Origin of the sequence: Streptomyces endophytica, from assembly GCF_026153355.1 — a bacterium.
Classification (GTDB): domain Bacteria; phylum Actinomycetota; class Actinomycetes; order Streptomycetales; family Streptomycetaceae; genus Streptomyces; species Streptomyces endophytica.
In genome coordinates, this window is record NZ_CP110636.1 from 1,501,206 (window position 1) to 1,516,084 (window position 14,879).

General features: G+C 73.1%; 14 protein-coding genes and 1 pseudogene. 7 read left to right on the forward strand and 8 right to left on the reverse strand.

All coding sequences use genetic code 11. From position 1 onward, the window contains the following. Positions 1-54 precede the first annotated feature (54 nt). Positions 55-273 carry a hypothetical protein gene (locus OJ254_RS06805; RefSeq protein WP_265361646.1) on the reverse strand — a complete coding sequence of 73 codons (219 nt, stop codon included), beginning with the start codon at positions 271-273 and terminating at the stop codon, positions 55-57. A 179-nt stretch (positions 274-452) separates the two neighbouring features. Between OJ254_RS06805 and OJ254_RS06810 the strand changes: the two genes are divergently transcribed. Next, positions 453-1,295 (forward strand): helix-turn-helix domain-containing protein, encoded by an 843-nt coding sequence (locus OJ254_RS06810; RefSeq protein ID WP_265361647.1) that lies wholly within the window; start codon positions 453-455, stop codon positions 1,293-1,295. Continuing rightward, entirely contained in the window at positions 1,277-1,489 is a 213-nt protein-coding gene (locus OJ254_RS06815; protein WP_265361648.1) for a DUF397 domain-containing protein, read from the forward strand. Before OJ254_RS06810 ends, OJ254_RS06815 begins: the two co-directional genes overlap by 19 nt. A 72-nt stretch (positions 1,490-1,561) precedes the next feature. Here the strand turns inward: OJ254_RS06815 and ilvD are convergent, their stop codons facing one another. The 3 genes from ilvD to OJ254_RS06830 all read right to left on the reverse strand — a co-directional run bounded on the left by ilvD (position 1,562) and on the right by OJ254_RS06830 (position 5,634). Continuing rightward, entirely contained in the window at positions 1,562-3,415 is a 1,854-nt protein-coding gene (gene ilvD, locus OJ254_RS06820; RefSeq protein ID WP_265361649.1) for a dihydroxy-acid dehydratase, read from the reverse strand. Positions 3,416-3,655: 240 nt separating this feature from the next. After that, a complete protein-coding gene (locus tag OJ254_RS06825) occupies positions 3,656-4,480 on the reverse strand; it encodes a sugar phosphate isomerase/epimerase family protein (protein ID WP_265361650.1) in 825 nt (274 codons plus the stop codon). 230 nt (positions 4,481-4,710) lie between these two features. After that, positions 4,711-5,634 carry a Ppx/GppA family phosphatase gene (locus tag OJ254_RS06830; RefSeq protein ID WP_265361651.1) on the reverse strand — a complete coding sequence of 308 codons (924 nt, stop codon included), beginning with the start codon at positions 5,632-5,634 and terminating at the stop codon, positions 4,711-4,713. A gap of 140 nt (positions 5,635-5,774) precedes the next feature. Here OJ254_RS06830 and OJ254_RS06835 point away from each other — a divergent pair, with 140 nt between their 5' ends. Then, positions 5,775-6,611, forward strand: a complete 837-nt coding sequence (locus OJ254_RS06835; protein WP_265361652.1) for a DUF3109 family protein — start codon at positions 5,775-5,777, stop codon at positions 6,609-6,611. A gap of 421 nt (positions 6,612-7,032) precedes the next feature. Here the strand turns inward: OJ254_RS06835 and OJ254_RS31475 are convergent. Continuing rightward, positions 7,033-7,158, reverse strand: a pseudogene (locus tag OJ254_RS31475) (hypothetical protein); the annotation flags it as partial. Between OJ254_RS31475 and OJ254_RS30945 the strand changes: the two are divergent. The 4 genes from OJ254_RS30945 to disA all read left to right on the forward strand — a co-directional run bounded on the left by OJ254_RS30945 (position 7,115) and on the right by disA (position 11,473). Then, a complete protein-coding gene (locus tag OJ254_RS30945; protein WP_341483790.1) occupies positions 7,115-7,405 on the forward strand; it encodes a hypothetical protein in 291 nt (96 codons plus the stop codon). The pseudogene OJ254_RS31475 and the gene OJ254_RS30945 sit on opposite strands and share 44 nt — an antisense overlap. Positions 7,406-7,666: 261 nt before the next feature. After that, complete coding sequence (locus tag OJ254_RS30950; protein ID WP_341483791.1) at positions 7,667-8,293, forward strand: hypothetical protein; 627 nt, start codon at positions 7,667-7,669, stop codon at positions 8,291-8,293. A 517-nt stretch (positions 8,294-8,810) separates the two neighbouring features. Continuing rightward, positions 8,811-10,223, forward strand: a complete 1,413-nt coding sequence (gene radA / locus OJ254_RS06845) for a DNA repair protein RadA (protein WP_265361653.1) — start codon at positions 8,811-8,813, stop codon at positions 10,221-10,223. A gap of 125 nt (positions 10,224-10,348) precedes the next feature. Beyond that, a complete protein-coding gene (gene disA, locus OJ254_RS06850; RefSeq protein ID WP_030415811.1) occupies positions 10,349-11,473 on the forward strand; it encodes a DNA integrity scanning diadenylate cyclase DisA in 1,125 nt (374 codons plus the stop codon). A 286-nt stretch (positions 11,474-11,759) separates the two neighbouring features. On the opposite strand, the gene OJ254_RS06855 is transcribed toward disA, so the two are convergent. The 3 genes from OJ254_RS06855 to OJ254_RS06865 form a co-directional block, all read right to left on the reverse strand. Beyond that, positions 11,760-12,749 (reverse strand): NAD-dependent epimerase/dehydratase family protein, encoded by a 990-nt coding sequence (locus tag OJ254_RS06855; RefSeq protein WP_265361654.1) that lies wholly within the window; start codon positions 12,747-12,749, stop codon positions 11,760-11,762. 352 nt (positions 12,750-13,101) lie between these two features. Next, complete coding sequence (locus OJ254_RS31480) at positions 13,102-13,506, reverse strand: hypothetical protein (RefSeq protein WP_423835849.1); 405 nt, start codon at positions 13,504-13,506, stop codon at positions 13,102-13,104. 745 nt (positions 13,507-14,251) lie between these two features. Then, positions 14,252-14,731 carry a pyridoxamine 5'-phosphate oxidase gene (locus OJ254_RS06865; RefSeq protein ID WP_265361656.1) on the reverse strand — a complete coding sequence of 160 codons (480 nt, stop codon included), beginning with the start codon at positions 14,729-14,731 and terminating at the stop codon, positions 14,252-14,254. Positions 14,732-14,879: the final 148 nt, after the last annotated feature.

The following is a 14,879-nucleotide window of genomic DNA, read 5'->3' on the forward strand; positions in this document are numbered from 1 at the left end:
GCGGCAACGGCACGCGGGGCGGGGACGGCCGCCCGGAACACCCGGTCGGGCCGCTCACCGCCCCGCCGCCTTCCTCAGCGCGGCGATCAGCTTGAACGTCGTCTCCAGGTTGCACCGCCCCAACTCGATGAGCGGACGCGGGTGTGGATAGCTGCACGACACCAGGTCAACACTCAGTGAGGGCAGCACGATCCCGGTCCGCGCCAGTGCCCTCATCAACTCATCGCGCGCCGCTTCCGCCGCCGCGTGCCCACTGAACCGTTCCGCCGTCATGGCCCATCCAACCCTTCTGTCGCTTCCCTGCGTTTCCCTGTCGGGACCCCGGAAGCCGACTACTCTGCGTATTCCAACCCTCACCAGGATGCATGCGGAGAAGGACGCGAATACCCCTTGCCGGGCGTACTTCGCCGCGCCGAGACGTACGTTCCACACCTTCCACGGAGGAGGTCGCCATGCCGCCGAGACGAGCGGTCACCGGCCGCAGCCAGGAGCCGCGCCAACGCTTCGTGGAGGAGCTGCGATTACTCCGCTCCCGCAAGGGCGACACCCTCCGCCAGCTCGGCGAGACGCTGGGCTGGGACTGGTCCCTCTTCGGCAAAATGGAATCCGGCCAGACCCTCGGCAGCCCCGAGGTCGTCCAGGCCCTGGACCAGCACTACGGGACACCTGGACTGCTGCTGACGCTTTGGGAGTTGGCCGCGGGGGATCCTACGCAGTTCAAGGAGCGGTACCGGCGGTACATGACGCTGGAGGCCGAGGCGTTGAGCTTGTGGCACTTCGGTGTGAGCGTCTTCCCGGGCATGCTGCAGACGGAAGGCTACGCACGCGAAGTGCTTGCGGTAGGTGGCGCCAAGGGGGAAGACCTGGCGCGACAGGTGGAAGCGCGCATAGGGCGCCGCGAGTTGCTGAGGGGCAATGAGGCGCCACCGTTCCGGACGATCCTCTCCGAGGCCGTGCTGCGTGCGTCGTTGCAGGACCCGACGGAATGGCGAAGGCAACTGGAGCACCTGGCCGACGCGGCCGCGACCCCGAACGTCACGCTCCATGTGCTGCCTGACGCTTCCGGTCCGCACGGTCTCGTGAGCACCGACGTCATGTTCCTGCGACTCCCCGACGGCCGAACCGTGGCTTACACCGAAAACGCCCATCGTGGTGAACTCATCGAAGAAACCGGGCCAGTTGAGCGACTGCAACGCGCGTACGATGCGGTGCGTGACCTGGCGTTGAGCCCGGCTGAATCGCGGAAGTTCGTCATGCGGATGTTGGAGGAAGTGCCGTGCGAGCCATCGACCTGAGCACCGTCACGTGGCGCAAGTCCAGCTACAGCAATCCCGACGGCGGCCAGTGCATCGAAGTCTCCCCCGACCTCCCGCCCCTCGTCCCCGTCCGCGACAGCAAGGACCCCCACCGCCCCGCGCTCGTCTTCCCCGCGGCCGCGTGGGCGGCGTTCGTGGATGCCGTCAAGGGCGGGGAGCTGCCCGCCGTCTGACGTGGCAGCAGCCGGAACATGGAGGAGCCCCCACCGCGGTGGGGGCTCCTCCATGTGCGATGCCCAGGGGGCTCAGCCCAGCAGGTTGACGTCCCGCACCGCGCCCTTGTCCGCGCTGGTGGCCATCGCGGCGTAGGCGCGCAGGGCCGCGGAGACCTTGCGTTCGCGGTTCTTGGGGGCGTAGACGCCGCCGAGGGTCTCGCGGCGCGCCGCCAGTTCCTCGTCACCGACCAGCAGCTCGATCGTGCGGTTCGGGATGTCGATGCGGATCCGGTCGCCGTCCTCGACGAGGGCGATCGTGCCGCCGCCGGCCGCCTCGGGGGAGGCGTGGCCGATGGACAGGCCGGACGTGCCGCCGGAGAAGCGGCCGTCGGTGATCAGTGCGCAGGTCTTCCCCAGGCCCCGGCCCTTCAGGTACGAGGTCGGGTAGAGCATCTCCTGCATGCCGGGGCCGCCCTTGGGGCCCTCGTAGCGGATGACGACCACGTCGCCGTCCTTGACCTGCTTGTTCAGGATCTTCTCGACGGCCTGTTCCTGGGACTCGCAGACCACGGCCGGGCCCTCGAACGTCCAGATCGACTCGTCGACGCCGGCCGTCTTCACGACGCAGCCGTCGACGGCCAGGTTGCCCTTGAGGACCGCGAGGCCGCCGTCCTTGGAGTAGGCGTGCTCGGCCGAGCGGATGCAGCCGCCCTCGGCGTCCTCGTCCAGCGCCTCCCAGCGCTCGGACTGGGAGAACGCCTCGGCGGAGCGCTTGCAGCCGGGGGCCGCGTGCCACAGCTCGACGGCCTCCGCGGACGGCGAACCGCCGCGCACGTCCCAGGTCTTGAGCCAGTCGGCGAGCGACGGGCTGTGGACGGAGTTCACGTCCTCGTTGAGCAGTCCGGCCCGGTGCAGCTCGCCGAGCAGGGCCGGGATGCCGCCGGCGCGGTGCACGTCCTCCATGTAGTACGTGCGGTCCTTGGCGACGTTCGGGGCGACCTTCGCCAGGCAGGGGACGCGGCGCGAGACGGCGTCGATCGCTTCGAGGCCGAACGGGACGCCGGCCTCCTGGGCCGCGGCGAGCAGGTGCAGGATCGTGTTGGTCGAGCCGCCCATGGCGATGTCCAGGGCCATGGCGTTCTCGAACGCGTCGAAGGTGGCGATGTTGCGCGGCAGGACCGACTCGTCGCCGCCCTCGTAGTAGCGCGTGGTGAGCTCGACGACCGTGCGGCCGGCCTTCTCGTACAGCGCCTTGCGGGCGGTGTGCGTGGCCAGCACCGAGCCGTTGCCCGGCAGGGAGAGGCCGATGGCCTCGGTGAGGCAGTTCATCGAGTTGGCGGTGAACATGCCGGAACAGGAACCGCAGGTCGGGCAGGCATTCTCCTCGATGCGGAGGATGTCCGCGTCGGAGATCTTGTCGTTCACCGCGTCCGAGATCGCGTCGACCAGGTCGAGGGTGCGGACCGTGCCGTCGACGAGGGTGGCGCGGCCGGACTCCATCGGACCGCCGGAGACGAAGACGGTCGGGATGTTGAGCCGCAGCGCGGCGTTCAGCATGCCCGGGGTGATCTTGTCGCAGTTGGAGATGCAGATCAGCGCGTCGGCGCAGTGCGCCTCGACCATGTACTCCACGCTGTCCGCGATCAGGTCGCGGGAGGGCAGGGAGTACAGCATGCCGCCGTGGCCCATGGCGATGCCGTCGTCGACGGCGATCGTGTTGAACTCGCGGGGGATGCCGCCGGCCGCCTTGACCGCCTCGCTGACGATCCGGCCGACCGGCTGGAGGTGGGTGTGGCCCGGCACGAACTCGGTGAAGGAGTTCGCCACGGCGATGATCGGCTTGCGGCCGATGTCCGCGCCCGCTACGCCCGAGGCGCGCATAAGGGCGCGGGCGCCCGCCATGTTGCGGCCATGGGTAACGGTGCGGGACCTCAGCTCGGGCACGATGGTCACTCCCTCGGGATACGTACGTTCAGCCGTACAGCAGCAGCGGCATACCGCGGCTGATCCCGAGGTTACGCTCTTGATCCAAGATCCGGACACCGGCTCCGGTATGTGAGACGGGTGACCGGAGTACGGACAGCGCCCCCGGGCGGCCCGGCGGGACCGGCTGGGGCCGGCCGTGGCCGGCTGGGCCGCGGCCCCGGCATCGGCCGCCCCGTCCCGGTCAGGAACCCGCCCCGCTCAGGACCCCGGCACCCAGGTCGGCGAGGCCAGGTGCAGCCGGGTGAAGGCCAGCGCCTCGGCCAGGTCGGCTTCGCGTTCGGCGGCGGACATCGCCCGGCGGGTGTTGACCTCGACGACCACATGCCCGGAGAAGTTGTGGGCGGCCAGCCGCTCCAGCACCTCGGCGCACGGCTGGCTGCCGCGGCCCGGTACGAGGTGCTCGTCCTTGGCGGAGCCGTTGCCGTCGGCGAGGTGGACGTGCGCCAGCCGGTCGCCCATCCGCTCCACCATGTCCAGCGCGTCGTTGCGGGCCGTCGCGGTGTGCGACAGGTCGACGGTGAAGTGCCGGTAGTCGTCGTTGGTGGGGTCCCAGTCCGGGGCGTACGCCAGCATCTCGCGGTCCCGGTAGCGCCACGGATACATGTTCTCGACGGCGAACCGCACGTCCGTCTCGTTCTGCATCCGCCACACCCCGCGGACGAACTCCCGGGCGTAGCTGCGCTGCCAGCGGAACGGCGGGTGCACGACGACGGTGGAGGCGCCGAGCTTCTCGGCGGCGTTGCGGGCGCGCTGCAGCTTGACCCACGGGTCGGTCGACCAGACCCGCTGGGTGATCAGCAGACAGGGCGCGTGCACGGCCAGGACCGGCACGCCGTGGTAGTCGGAGAGCCGGCGCAGCGCCTCGATGTCCTGGCTGACCGGGTCGGTCCACACCATGACCTCGACGCCGTCGTACCCCAGGCGCGCGGCGATCTCGAAGGCCGTTGCCGTCGACTCCGGATACACCGAGGCCGTGGACAGCGCGACCTTCGCATCCGGGATGCGCACCACTGGCTCTGTCACGAGGGACAGCGTAAGGGCCGGAGCTGTGCGCGGGGCGGGAGGCCCGGACCCCCGGCGCCCACCGTTGTGGCTTGTGGGGCGGGGGGTACGCAGGTGACGGGGCTGATCGACGGCGTGACGAGTCTCACGTGCGTGTCTTCGCCTCCGCCCGCGGCCCGGGACCGTCCGGCAACCGCCGCAGCCGCCCTACGCACCGCCGCCCCGGCCCGGCCGGCCCCAGGGGATGCCCCCTACGGCAGGTGGTCCAGCCGCCGCAGGATGACGCCCTCGCGCAGCGCCCACGGACAGATCTCCAGGGTCTCCACGCCGAACAGGTCCATCGCCGCCTCGGCGACCAGCGCCCCGGCCAGCAGCTGCCGCGCCCGCCCCTCGGACACCCCGGGCAGCTCGGACCGCTCCCGCGCGGACATCCCGGCCAGCTTCGGCACCCACTCCTCCAGCTTCTTGCGGGTCAGCTCCCGCTGGACGTAGAGGCCCTCGGCGGAACGGGCGGCACCGGCGATCCGGGCCAGCTGCCGGAACGTCTTGGACGTGCCGACGATCTGGTCGGGGGTGCCGTAGCGGCGGAACTCGCTCACCACGCGGGCGATCTCCGCCCGCACCCGGCGGCGCAGCGTGCGCACGTCCTCGGGGTCGGGCGGATCGCCGGGCAGCGCGGCCGCGGTCAGCCGGCCGGCGCCGAGCGGCAGCGACACCGCCACGTCCGGGTCCTCGTCGAGGCCGTAGGCGATCTCCAGCGAACCGCCGCCGATGTCGAGCACCAGCAGCCGGCCGGCGGACCAGCCCAGCCACCGGCGGGCGGCGAGGAACGTGAGCCGCGCCTCGTCCTCACCGGAGAGCACCTGCAGCTCCACCTCGGTCTCCTCGGCGACCCGGCGCAGCACGTCCTCCCCGTTGGACGCCTCCCGCACCGCGGACGTCGCGAACGGCAGCACGCTCTCCACGCCCTTGTCCTCGGCCACCTGCAGCGCCTCCCGGACGGTGGCCACCAGCCGCTCCACCCCGGCATCGCTTATCGCACCGTCGTCGAGGAGCTCGGCCAGGCGCAGCTCCGCCTTGTGCGAGTAGGCGGGCAGCGGCCGCGCGCCGGGGTGTGCGTCCACCACCAGCAGATGGACCGTATTCGAACCCACATCGAGGACACCGAGTCTCATACCGGGAAACCTAACGCGACGCCCGGCAGGGCTGGTCGGCGCGGTCCGTACCGTTGCCGGGAACGGTACGGCCGGCGGCCCCGGCGCGGCGCGCAGCCCGCCCCGTCCGGGCTGCGCACGGCGCGCCGTACGCTGGAGTCGTGGCAAAGACGAAAAAGGCGAAGCACGAAAAAGCGCCGAAGAAGGCAGAAAAGCGGCGCGCCCAGGCGGCCGAGGGGAACCAGCCCCCGGCCGACGAGGTCGGACTCGACTTCGCCCGCGCCTGGGTCACCTTCCCCGACCCGGCCGACGACGAACAGCTCTTCCGCTGCGACCTGACCTGGCTGACGTCCCGCTGGACCTGCATCTTCGGCAGCGGCTGCCAGGGCATCCAGGCCGGCCGGGCGGACGACGGCTGCTGCACGCTCGGCGCGCACTTCTCGGACGACGACGACGAGAAGCGGGTCGCCGAGCACGTGGCGCGGCTCACGCCCGACCTGTGGCAGTTCCACGACGTGGGCACGGAGAGCGGCTGGGTCGAGGTCGACGAGGACGGCGAACGGCAGACCCGCCGCTGGCAGGGCTCCTGCATCTTCCAGAACCGCCCCGGCTTCCAGGGCGGCGCCGGCTGCTCGCTGCACATCCTCGCGCTGCGCGAGGGCCGCGAGCCGCTGGAGACCAAGCCCGACGTCTGCTGGCAGCTGCCGGTCCGGCGCACCTTCGACTGGATCGACCGGCCCGACGACACCCAGGTGCTGCAGGTCACCATCGGCGAGTACGACCGGCGCGGCTGGGGCCCCGGCGGCCACGACCTGCACTGGTGGTGCACCTCCGCGACCTCCGCGCACGGCGCCGGCGAACCGGTCTACGTCTCCTACAAGCCGGAACTGACCGAGCTGATGGGCAAGAAGGGCTACGCCAAGCTCGCCGAACTGTGCGAACAGCGGCTGGCCGCACAGCTGCCGATGGCCCCGCACCCGGCGGACCCCCGGCCGTAGACCCACGGCGATCACCGCTCCGCCCCCGCCCGGCCCGCAGCTCAGCGGGCCGGGCGGGTCGTGTGCGACGGGGTGTCCGACGGCTTGAAGGGCGTCGCCCCGGAGGTCGCCGCGGAACCGCTCGGCGACGGCGACGGCGACGGGTCCGAGGGGCCGGGCGTCGGGCTCGACTGCGACGGGGCCGGCGTCGGATCCGCGGGCGTGGGGTCCGTGGGCGCCGGCGTGTGCGGGGACGCGACGGCAACGGGCCGGCCGGCGACGGGCCCTGCGGGGCGGTCGCCGGGCCGGCACCGCCGTGGCCCTCCAGCGTGACCACGGTGCCGCCCGGCCGGATGGCGATCCGGGTCCGCCAGTGGCCCGCCGGCTCCCGGTCGTGGTCGACGTAGACCGTGACCGTCGTGGACTGCCCGGGCCGCAGATAGCCCGCCGTCTGGCTCATCTGCAGCCACGCCGCGCCCGGCGTCGCCGTCCAGTGCACCGGCTCGCCACCGGACGCGCTGATCGTGATCGCCGTCGTGCCGCCGCTGGGCTGCGCGGCGACCGTCAGCCGCCCCGGACCCGACGCCGTACGGTCCGCCTCGCCCGGCCGCAGCGGGGTGCCGTCCGCGCCGATCACCGCGACCGACACGTCCGGCGTCCGGCCGTCGCCCCTGGTGGCCGGCGACGGCGTGGTCCGGGCGTTCCCGGCGTTCTCGTACCCGCCGTCCAGCCGCGCCCCGGCGTCCGTGTCGTTCGCCGTCACCGACGGCGTGCCGTCCGCCACGGTCTCCCCCGTGGCGGGCGCCCCGCGGTAGGCCGCCCACAGGGCCAGCACCGGCGCCGCGATGACCGTGGCGACCACCGTCGTGGTCAGCGCCCGGGCGCGCAGCCGGCGCCGCCGCGCCGACCGGTCCGGCGGCGGGCCCACCGGGAAACCGTTGCGGTCGTAGCGAGGAGAACCGTTTGGCCCACCCGAGCGGCCCCGGCGCCCGGCCGCCGCCGCGGAGCCGTCGGCCCGGCCCGTACGGGACCGCCGGGCCGCCGCCAGCGCCCCCAGCACCGCCTCCTGCGGCGCGGTGACCAACGGCAGCGAACCCCGGGCCGCCGGCGCGGTGCCCGGCCACGGCCCCGGCGCGGTGGCCCGCTCCGCGGTCCGCCGGCAGGTCGCACAGTCGTCGACGTGCCGCACCAGCTCCCGGCTCAGCGCCGCCCCCAGCAGCACCTTGCTGTCCCCCGCCAGCTGCGCCACCTCCTTGCACCGGCCGGACTCGACGACGGCCAGCGCCGCCCGGGTCCGCTCCACCTCGCAGGAGGCGGTGGCGAGCAGCGCGCGGGTGGCGATCGGGTCGGCGCCGAGCACCGCGGCGACCTCGTCGGCGGAGAGCCGGTGCCGCACCGACAGCTCCAGCGCCTCCCGCTGCCCGGGAGCGGTGCCCGCGGCCTCCGGCCAGGCCAGCACCGCCAGCTCGCGCTGCCGCCGCTCGCTGTCCCGGGGCGCCGCGGCACCGGCGCCGGCAGCGGTGCCGGTGCCGGTCCGCTCGGCGAGCCGGCGCAGGCACGCCCAGCGGGCCAGCGCGTACAGCCAGGCGCGGAGCAACGCCGGGTCGGCCGGGCGGCGGTGGTGGTGCCGCTCGGCCAGCGCCAGCACCTCGCCGAGCACCGCGGTCGCCGCGTCGTGCTCGCACAGCACCGACAGGCAGTAGGTGAACAGGCCGTCCAGATACGGCTGATAGCCGTCACCCGGCCCGTCCGGGACACCCGGGACGGGCGGCTGGAGGGGCCGGGGGGACGGCTGGGCGGACTGCGGACGGCTCCGGCGCCGGTCGTCGCCGCGCGACCGGTGTGCGCCGGTGGAGTGCGTGGGGTGCTCGGGCCTGCTGCTCATCACCCCGGCGACGGTAGGCGGATGATGCAGCCGGACTTACTCTCCCGGACCACTTTTAACCCTTACGGGTGACCATCTCCCTCAAAAGGGACACGACCCCGCCGCGGCACCGGGAACGCACGCGGCGTGCGCCACCCGGTCGGAGCAACGAACGACGGGCGCGGACGGCACAACGCCGCCAGGCGGCCCGGACCTGAGGCGATACCGCCCGGGGCCCGGCCGGCACCGGCGGCCACCCGTCGCCCGCGGCCCGGGCCCAGGGCACCGGCGGCCGGCGGTGGCCGGGTCCGGCGGCGGTAGCGGCGTTGTCGGACCCCGCCGCTACCGTGAACCCCATGGCAACTCGTAAAGCGCCGGGCAAGGACCGCCCCTCCTACCGCTGCACCGAATGCGGCTGGACCACCGCCAAGTGGCTCGGCCGCTGCCCGGAATGCCAGGCGTGGGGCACGGTCGAGGAGTTCGGCGGCACCCCCGCCGTCCGCACCACCGCGCCCGGCCGGGTCACCACCGCCGCCCTGCCCATCGGCCAGGTCGACGGCAAGCAGGCCACCGCCCGCTCCACCGGCGTCGACGAGCTCGACCGCGTCCTCGGCGGCGGCCTGGTCCCCGGCGCGGTGGTCCTCCTCGCCGGCGAGCCCGGCGTCGGCAAATCCACCCTCCTCCTGGACGCCGCCGCCAAATCCGCCTCCGCCGCCCACCCCACCCTCTACGTCACCGGCGAGGAATCCGCGAGCCAGGTCCGGCTCCGCGCCGACCGCATCGGCGCCCTCGACGACCACCTCTACCTCGCCGCCGAGACCGACCTCTCCGCCGTCCTCGGCCACCTCGACACCGTCAAGCCCTCCCTGCTGGTCCTGGACTCCGTCCAGACCGTCGCCTCCCCCGAGATCGACGGCGCCCCCGGCGGCATGGCCCAGGTCCGCGAGGTCGCCGGCGCCCTCATCCGCGCCTCCAAGGAACGCGGCATGTCCACCCTCCTCGTGGGCCACGTCACCAAGGACGGCGCCATCGCCGGCCCCCGCCTCCTGGAACACCTCGTCGACGTCGTCCTCCACTTCGAAGGCGACCGGCACGCCCGCCTCCGCCTCGTCCGCGGCGTCAAGAACCGCTACGGCACCACCGACGAGGTCGGCTGCTTCGAGCTCCACGACGAAGGCATCACCGGCCTCGCCGACCCCAGCGGACTCTTCCTGACCCGCCGCGACGAACCCGTCCCCGGCACCTGCCTCACGGTGACCCTGGAGGGCCGCCGCCCGCTGGTTGCGGAGGTCCAGGCGCTCACCGTCGACTCCCAGATCCCCTCACCCCGGCGCACCACCTCCGGCCTGGAGACCTCCCGCGTCTCGATGATGCTCGCCGTCCTGGAACAGCGCGGCCGGATCAGCGCCCTCGGCAAGCGCGACATCTACAGCGCCACCGTCGGCGGCGTGAAGCTCACCGAACCCGCCGCCGACCTCGCCGTCGCCCTCGCCCTCGCCAGCGCCGCCAGCGACACCCCCCTGCCCAAGAACCTCGTCGCCATCGGCGAGGTCGGCCTCGCCGGCGAGGTCAGACGCGTCACCGGCGTCCAGCGCAGGCTCTCCGAAGCCGCCCGGCTCGGCTTCACCCACGCCCTCGTCCCCACCGACCCCGGCAAGATCCCCGACGGCATGCGGGTCCTGGAGGTCGCCGACGTCGGACAGGCGCTCACCGTCCTGCCCAAGCGCGTACGCCGGGAGGCCCCACAGGAGGAGGGTGTGCGCCGGTAGACTTTGCCCTGGTCTCGCCCGTCACCGCAGAATTGCCTGTCGGCCACGTACGCTCCGGTGGTACGTCAACCACAGCAAGGGCCGGGCGGCCCGCGGACCGACAGACCGTGCGACGGAGGAGTGCAGTGGCAGCCAACGACCGGGCATCGACTCCCGGCAGGTCCGGCGGGGGATCCGGCACCGAGAGCCTGATGCGCGCCTCGCTGAGCGCCGTCGCCCCCGGCACGGCCCTGCGCGACGGACTGGAACGCATCCTCCGCGGCAACACCGGCGGCCTGATCGTCCTCGGCTTCGACAAGACCGTCGAGACCATGTGCACCGGCGGCTTCGTCCTCGACGTCGAATTCACCGCCACCCGCCTCCGCGAGCTCTGCAAGCTCGACGGCGCACTGGTCCTCGACAAGGACATCACCAAGATCCTCCGGGCCGGCGTCCAGCTCGTCCCCGACGCCTCCATCCCCACCGAGGAGACCGGCACCCGCCACCGCACCGCCCAGCGCGTCTCCATCCAGGCCGGCTTCCCCGTCGTCTCCGTCAGCCAGTCCATGCGGCTGATCGCGCTCTACGTCGACGGCGAGCGCCGCGTCCTGGAGGAATCCGCGGCCATCCTCTCCCGCGCCAACCAGGCCCTCGCCACCCTGGAGCGCTACAAGCTCCGCCTCGACGAGGTCGCCGGCACCCTCTCCGCCCTGGAGATCGAGGACCTGGTGACCGTCCGGGACGTGACCGCCGTCGCCCAGCGGCTGGAAATGGTCCGCCGCATCGCCACCGAAATCGCCGAGTACGTCGTCGAACTCGGCACCGACGGCCGGCTGCTCGCCCTCCAGCTCGAAGAGCTCATCGCCGGCGTCGAACCGGAACGCGAACTGGTCGTCCGCGACTACGTACCCGAGCCCACCGCCAAGCGCGCCCGCACGGTCTCCGAGGCGCTCGCCGAGCTGGACTCCCTCACCCACGCGGAACTCCTCGAACTCCCCAACGTGGCCCGCGCGCTGGGCTACAGCGGCGCCCCCGAGACCCTCGACTCCGCCGTCTCCCCGCGCGGCTTCCGCCTCCTGGCGAAGGTCCCCCGCCTCCCCGGCACCGTCATCGACCGCCTCGTCGACCACTTCGGCGGCCTCCAGAAACTCCTCGCCGCCAGCGTCGACGACCTCCAGACCGTCGACGGCGTCGGCGAGGCCCGCGCCCGCTCCGTCCGCGAGGGCCTCTCCCGCCTGGCGGAGTCCTCGATCTTGGAGAGGTACGTGTAGAGCGGTAGGCGTGGAGCGGTACGCGTGGCGCGATAGGCGTGGCGCGGTACGCGTGGCGCGGTAAGCCTGGAGCGGTACGCGTGCAGCGGTACGCGTGGAGAGCTGCGGGTAGGTGGCGGGTGCAGGAGGTGGGTGCGGAATAGCCCACCCACCCCTCGCCGTTGTGGCCTCGCAGGGGCCCGCGCGTCCCCTACGGGATCCGTTCGGCTCCCCCTAAGGGCCCCCACCCGCCGCCTTCCCCTCCTCTCCCCGCCACCCCGCCCCGCCCGAATCCCCCGGCTCCTGCCTACCGCAGGACCGCCGCCTCCTTCTCCTCGGGCAGCCCCACCACCGGCCGGTCCGGACGCTGCGGCGCCACCCCACCGATACTCCGCAACCACGCCCACGTATCGGCCACCGTCTCCGCAACCGGCCGGCACCGCAGCCCCGTCGCCAGCGCACGGGACACATCCGCCCCGAACATCGCATCCCGCGACTCATCCGACGCCAGCCACACCGGCAACTCGGTCCACGGCTCCACACCGGCCGCGAGCACGTCCTCCGGCGCCGTCCAGCGCAGCTCCGCATCCGAGCCGGTGACCTTCACACAGCTCTCCAGCAGCTCCCCCATCGTGGCGTGCCCGGTCTCGCTCACCAGGTTGTACGCCCCGCCGAGCCCGGCCTCCAGCGCGTCCAGCGTCCACTCCGCGAGATCACGCACATCGATGTACTGCAGCGCCATCTCCCGCGGCCCCGGCGCCAGAACCGGTCCGCCACGGGCGATCCGGCCCAGCCACCACGGCAGCCGCCCGATGTTCTCGTACGGCCCGAGGATCAGCCCGGCCCGCACCAGCAGCGCCCGCTCCCCGAACGCGTCCAGCGCCGCCAACTCCCCGCCCCGCTTGGCCGCCGCGTAGTCCTCGGCGTCCGTGGCGTCCGCGGACCCGGCCACCAGCGGCCCGTCCTCGTCGAGCCCGTACGCCGCCGGGTACGCGTACACCGACCGGCTGGACACGTACGCATACCTGCCGGCCCGCCCGGCCAGCAGCCGCGCCGCGTCCCGCACCGCCGAGGGCGCACCGCTCCAGGTGTCCACTACGGCGTCCCATTCCCCCTCCCGCAACGCCGCGAGACCCTCCGGGCCCGCCACCCCCCGTTCACCGTGCAAGGCCGTCACGCCCTCCGGTGCCGCATGCCTCCCCCGGTGGAAGACCGTCACCTGCCAGCCCCGCGCCACCGCCGCCTCGGTGACCGCCCGCCCCACGAACTCCGTACCGCCCAGCATCAGTAGCTTCATACCGCCGACTGTGCCGGACCCCGACGGCCGGAACCAGCACCGCACGCCATCAGCGAAATCCCCACCAGCAGAATTACCGGAGGCCCCGCCTCCGAATCAGGGCCGCCCCGAGCCCGACGCCCAACGCCGTACGACGAACGCGAAGGCAAAACGCGAAACGTGAAACGTGAAACGCGAATGGCCAAGGCTCCCCAGCGCCCAGCGAACGACGAGCCGCCAGCCGCTGACGGCCGACGGCTTACGGCTGAGGGGCGACGGCTGAGGGGCGACGGCCAACAGCGATCAACGAACGGCCGACGACGAACCGGTGAAGGAGGTGAACGCGGTGAAGGCGGTAAAGACGGTGACCGCTTTAGTCCTCGGCCAGAACGAACGACGTACGGGCGGACTTCAGCCCCGGCACCTTTGCCTCGATCCGGTACTTGCCGGACGGCACCGTGGCCGAACTGGGCGTCGCGCACTGCGGTCCGCTCGCCCGCCGGTCCCACTCGACGGTGCGCTTCACCGAGCCGTTGGCCGGCACCTGCAACAGCGCCGGTGCGGTGCCCGAGGGGCAGTCGTTCGAGGCCCACACCCGGTCGTCACCCGCGGCGTCGCTGATCGTGAGCACTGCCGCCTTCCGCCCGAGGTCCACCTTGCAGGCCGCATCGGCCGTGTTCTTGATGGTCAGCTCGAACTTCGGCTTCTTGTCCGGCGCGTACGAGTCCTTGACGCTCCGCAACACCAACTCGACCTTCGGATCGGTGCAGTTGGGCAACGAAGAACTGGCCGGAACGCCCTTGCCGGACCCCTGTCCGATCGGCCCGCCGGCTCCCGCGCCACCGCCCCCGGAACCACCATCGGACCCGTCGTCCTCGCCGCCGGCGCCACCGCTCCCGCCGCCCGAAGAGCCGGCTCCGCCACCGGACCCGGAGCCGTCCCCCGACTCCCCTCCGGACCCCGACTCACCGCGTCCGCCCGGCTTTTGGCTGATCGCAGGGCCCGCGGACGAGGGTCCGGGCGTGATCGACGTCGCGGGCCCCTTCCCGTGCGCACCGCCCTTGCCCTCGTCGCCGCTGTTACCCCCGCCGCCCAAGTTGAGGGCCCACACGACCAGTAGGGCAAGCAGGACGACGATGGCCAGCGCAACGGCCCTCCGCCGCCAGTAGATGGAGGAGGGAAGCGGCCCGATCGGATTGCGCAGTGATCCCACGCGGAAACTCTACGAGAGATCAGCAGCCGCACCGGCCACTACCCGCCGCATCAGACTGCAACTTTTCCCATGATCAGCCCGGCCCCCACCACCCACACCCACCCAACCCGCCACACACATCCCTTCCGCCTCACCAACCCCACCCATCCCCCACCCCTCCTACACCCCGCTCAACCGCCCCCACACACACGACCAACCCGCCAGCCAACCGCCACCGCCACCGCTGCGGGCAGCACCCCCGCCCCCGGCACCCCGCCCCCCTGCACCGCCACCGGCGCCGCCCCCGGCGCCTCCCGGCACCGCCCAGTGCCTACGTCCCCTCCGGCCGCCGCCACTCCTCCTTGTGACCGAAGCCCTGGCCGTTGTCGATCAGCCGCAGCCAGTCAGGGCGCAGTTCCCAGAGGGTGGTGCGTTCCAACGCGGCCCGGAGCCGCTCGTCCGCCTCGACGAACGGGAAGCGCCGGGTATAGGCCCGCCAGCCGACGGCCCGCTCGGCGCCCGACAGGGGCCGGCAGCGACCTCGACCCTGAATCCCCGTCAGGGCGCTCCACTCCTGGCCGTCGCGCTGCGCCGTGAAGGCGACCCGGGTCCTCGACTCGGCCCGGGCCCCCTGTTCGCCCAGGACACCCGGCTCGGCCAGGGCCCGGCCGTGGCGGGTCGTGGCCGCGGTGACGAAGTACAGCACCGGCCCGCCGGCCGCGCCTGCACCTGCACCCGCACCTGCCTCCGTCACGTCGGCTGCCTCGGTGGCGTACAGCACCGCGCAGGCTTGGGGGCCGTCTTCGTCCACGTACGCCAGGGTGATCGTCGTGTGAGCGGCCAGTGCCTGCTCGATCGCAGGCGGGCAGGGCGCAGGGCCCGCGGCGGTCGCGCCGCCACGCACGGACTCGTCACCGCGCACGGACCCAACGGACCCACCAGCGCTGCCGCCCGTCCTC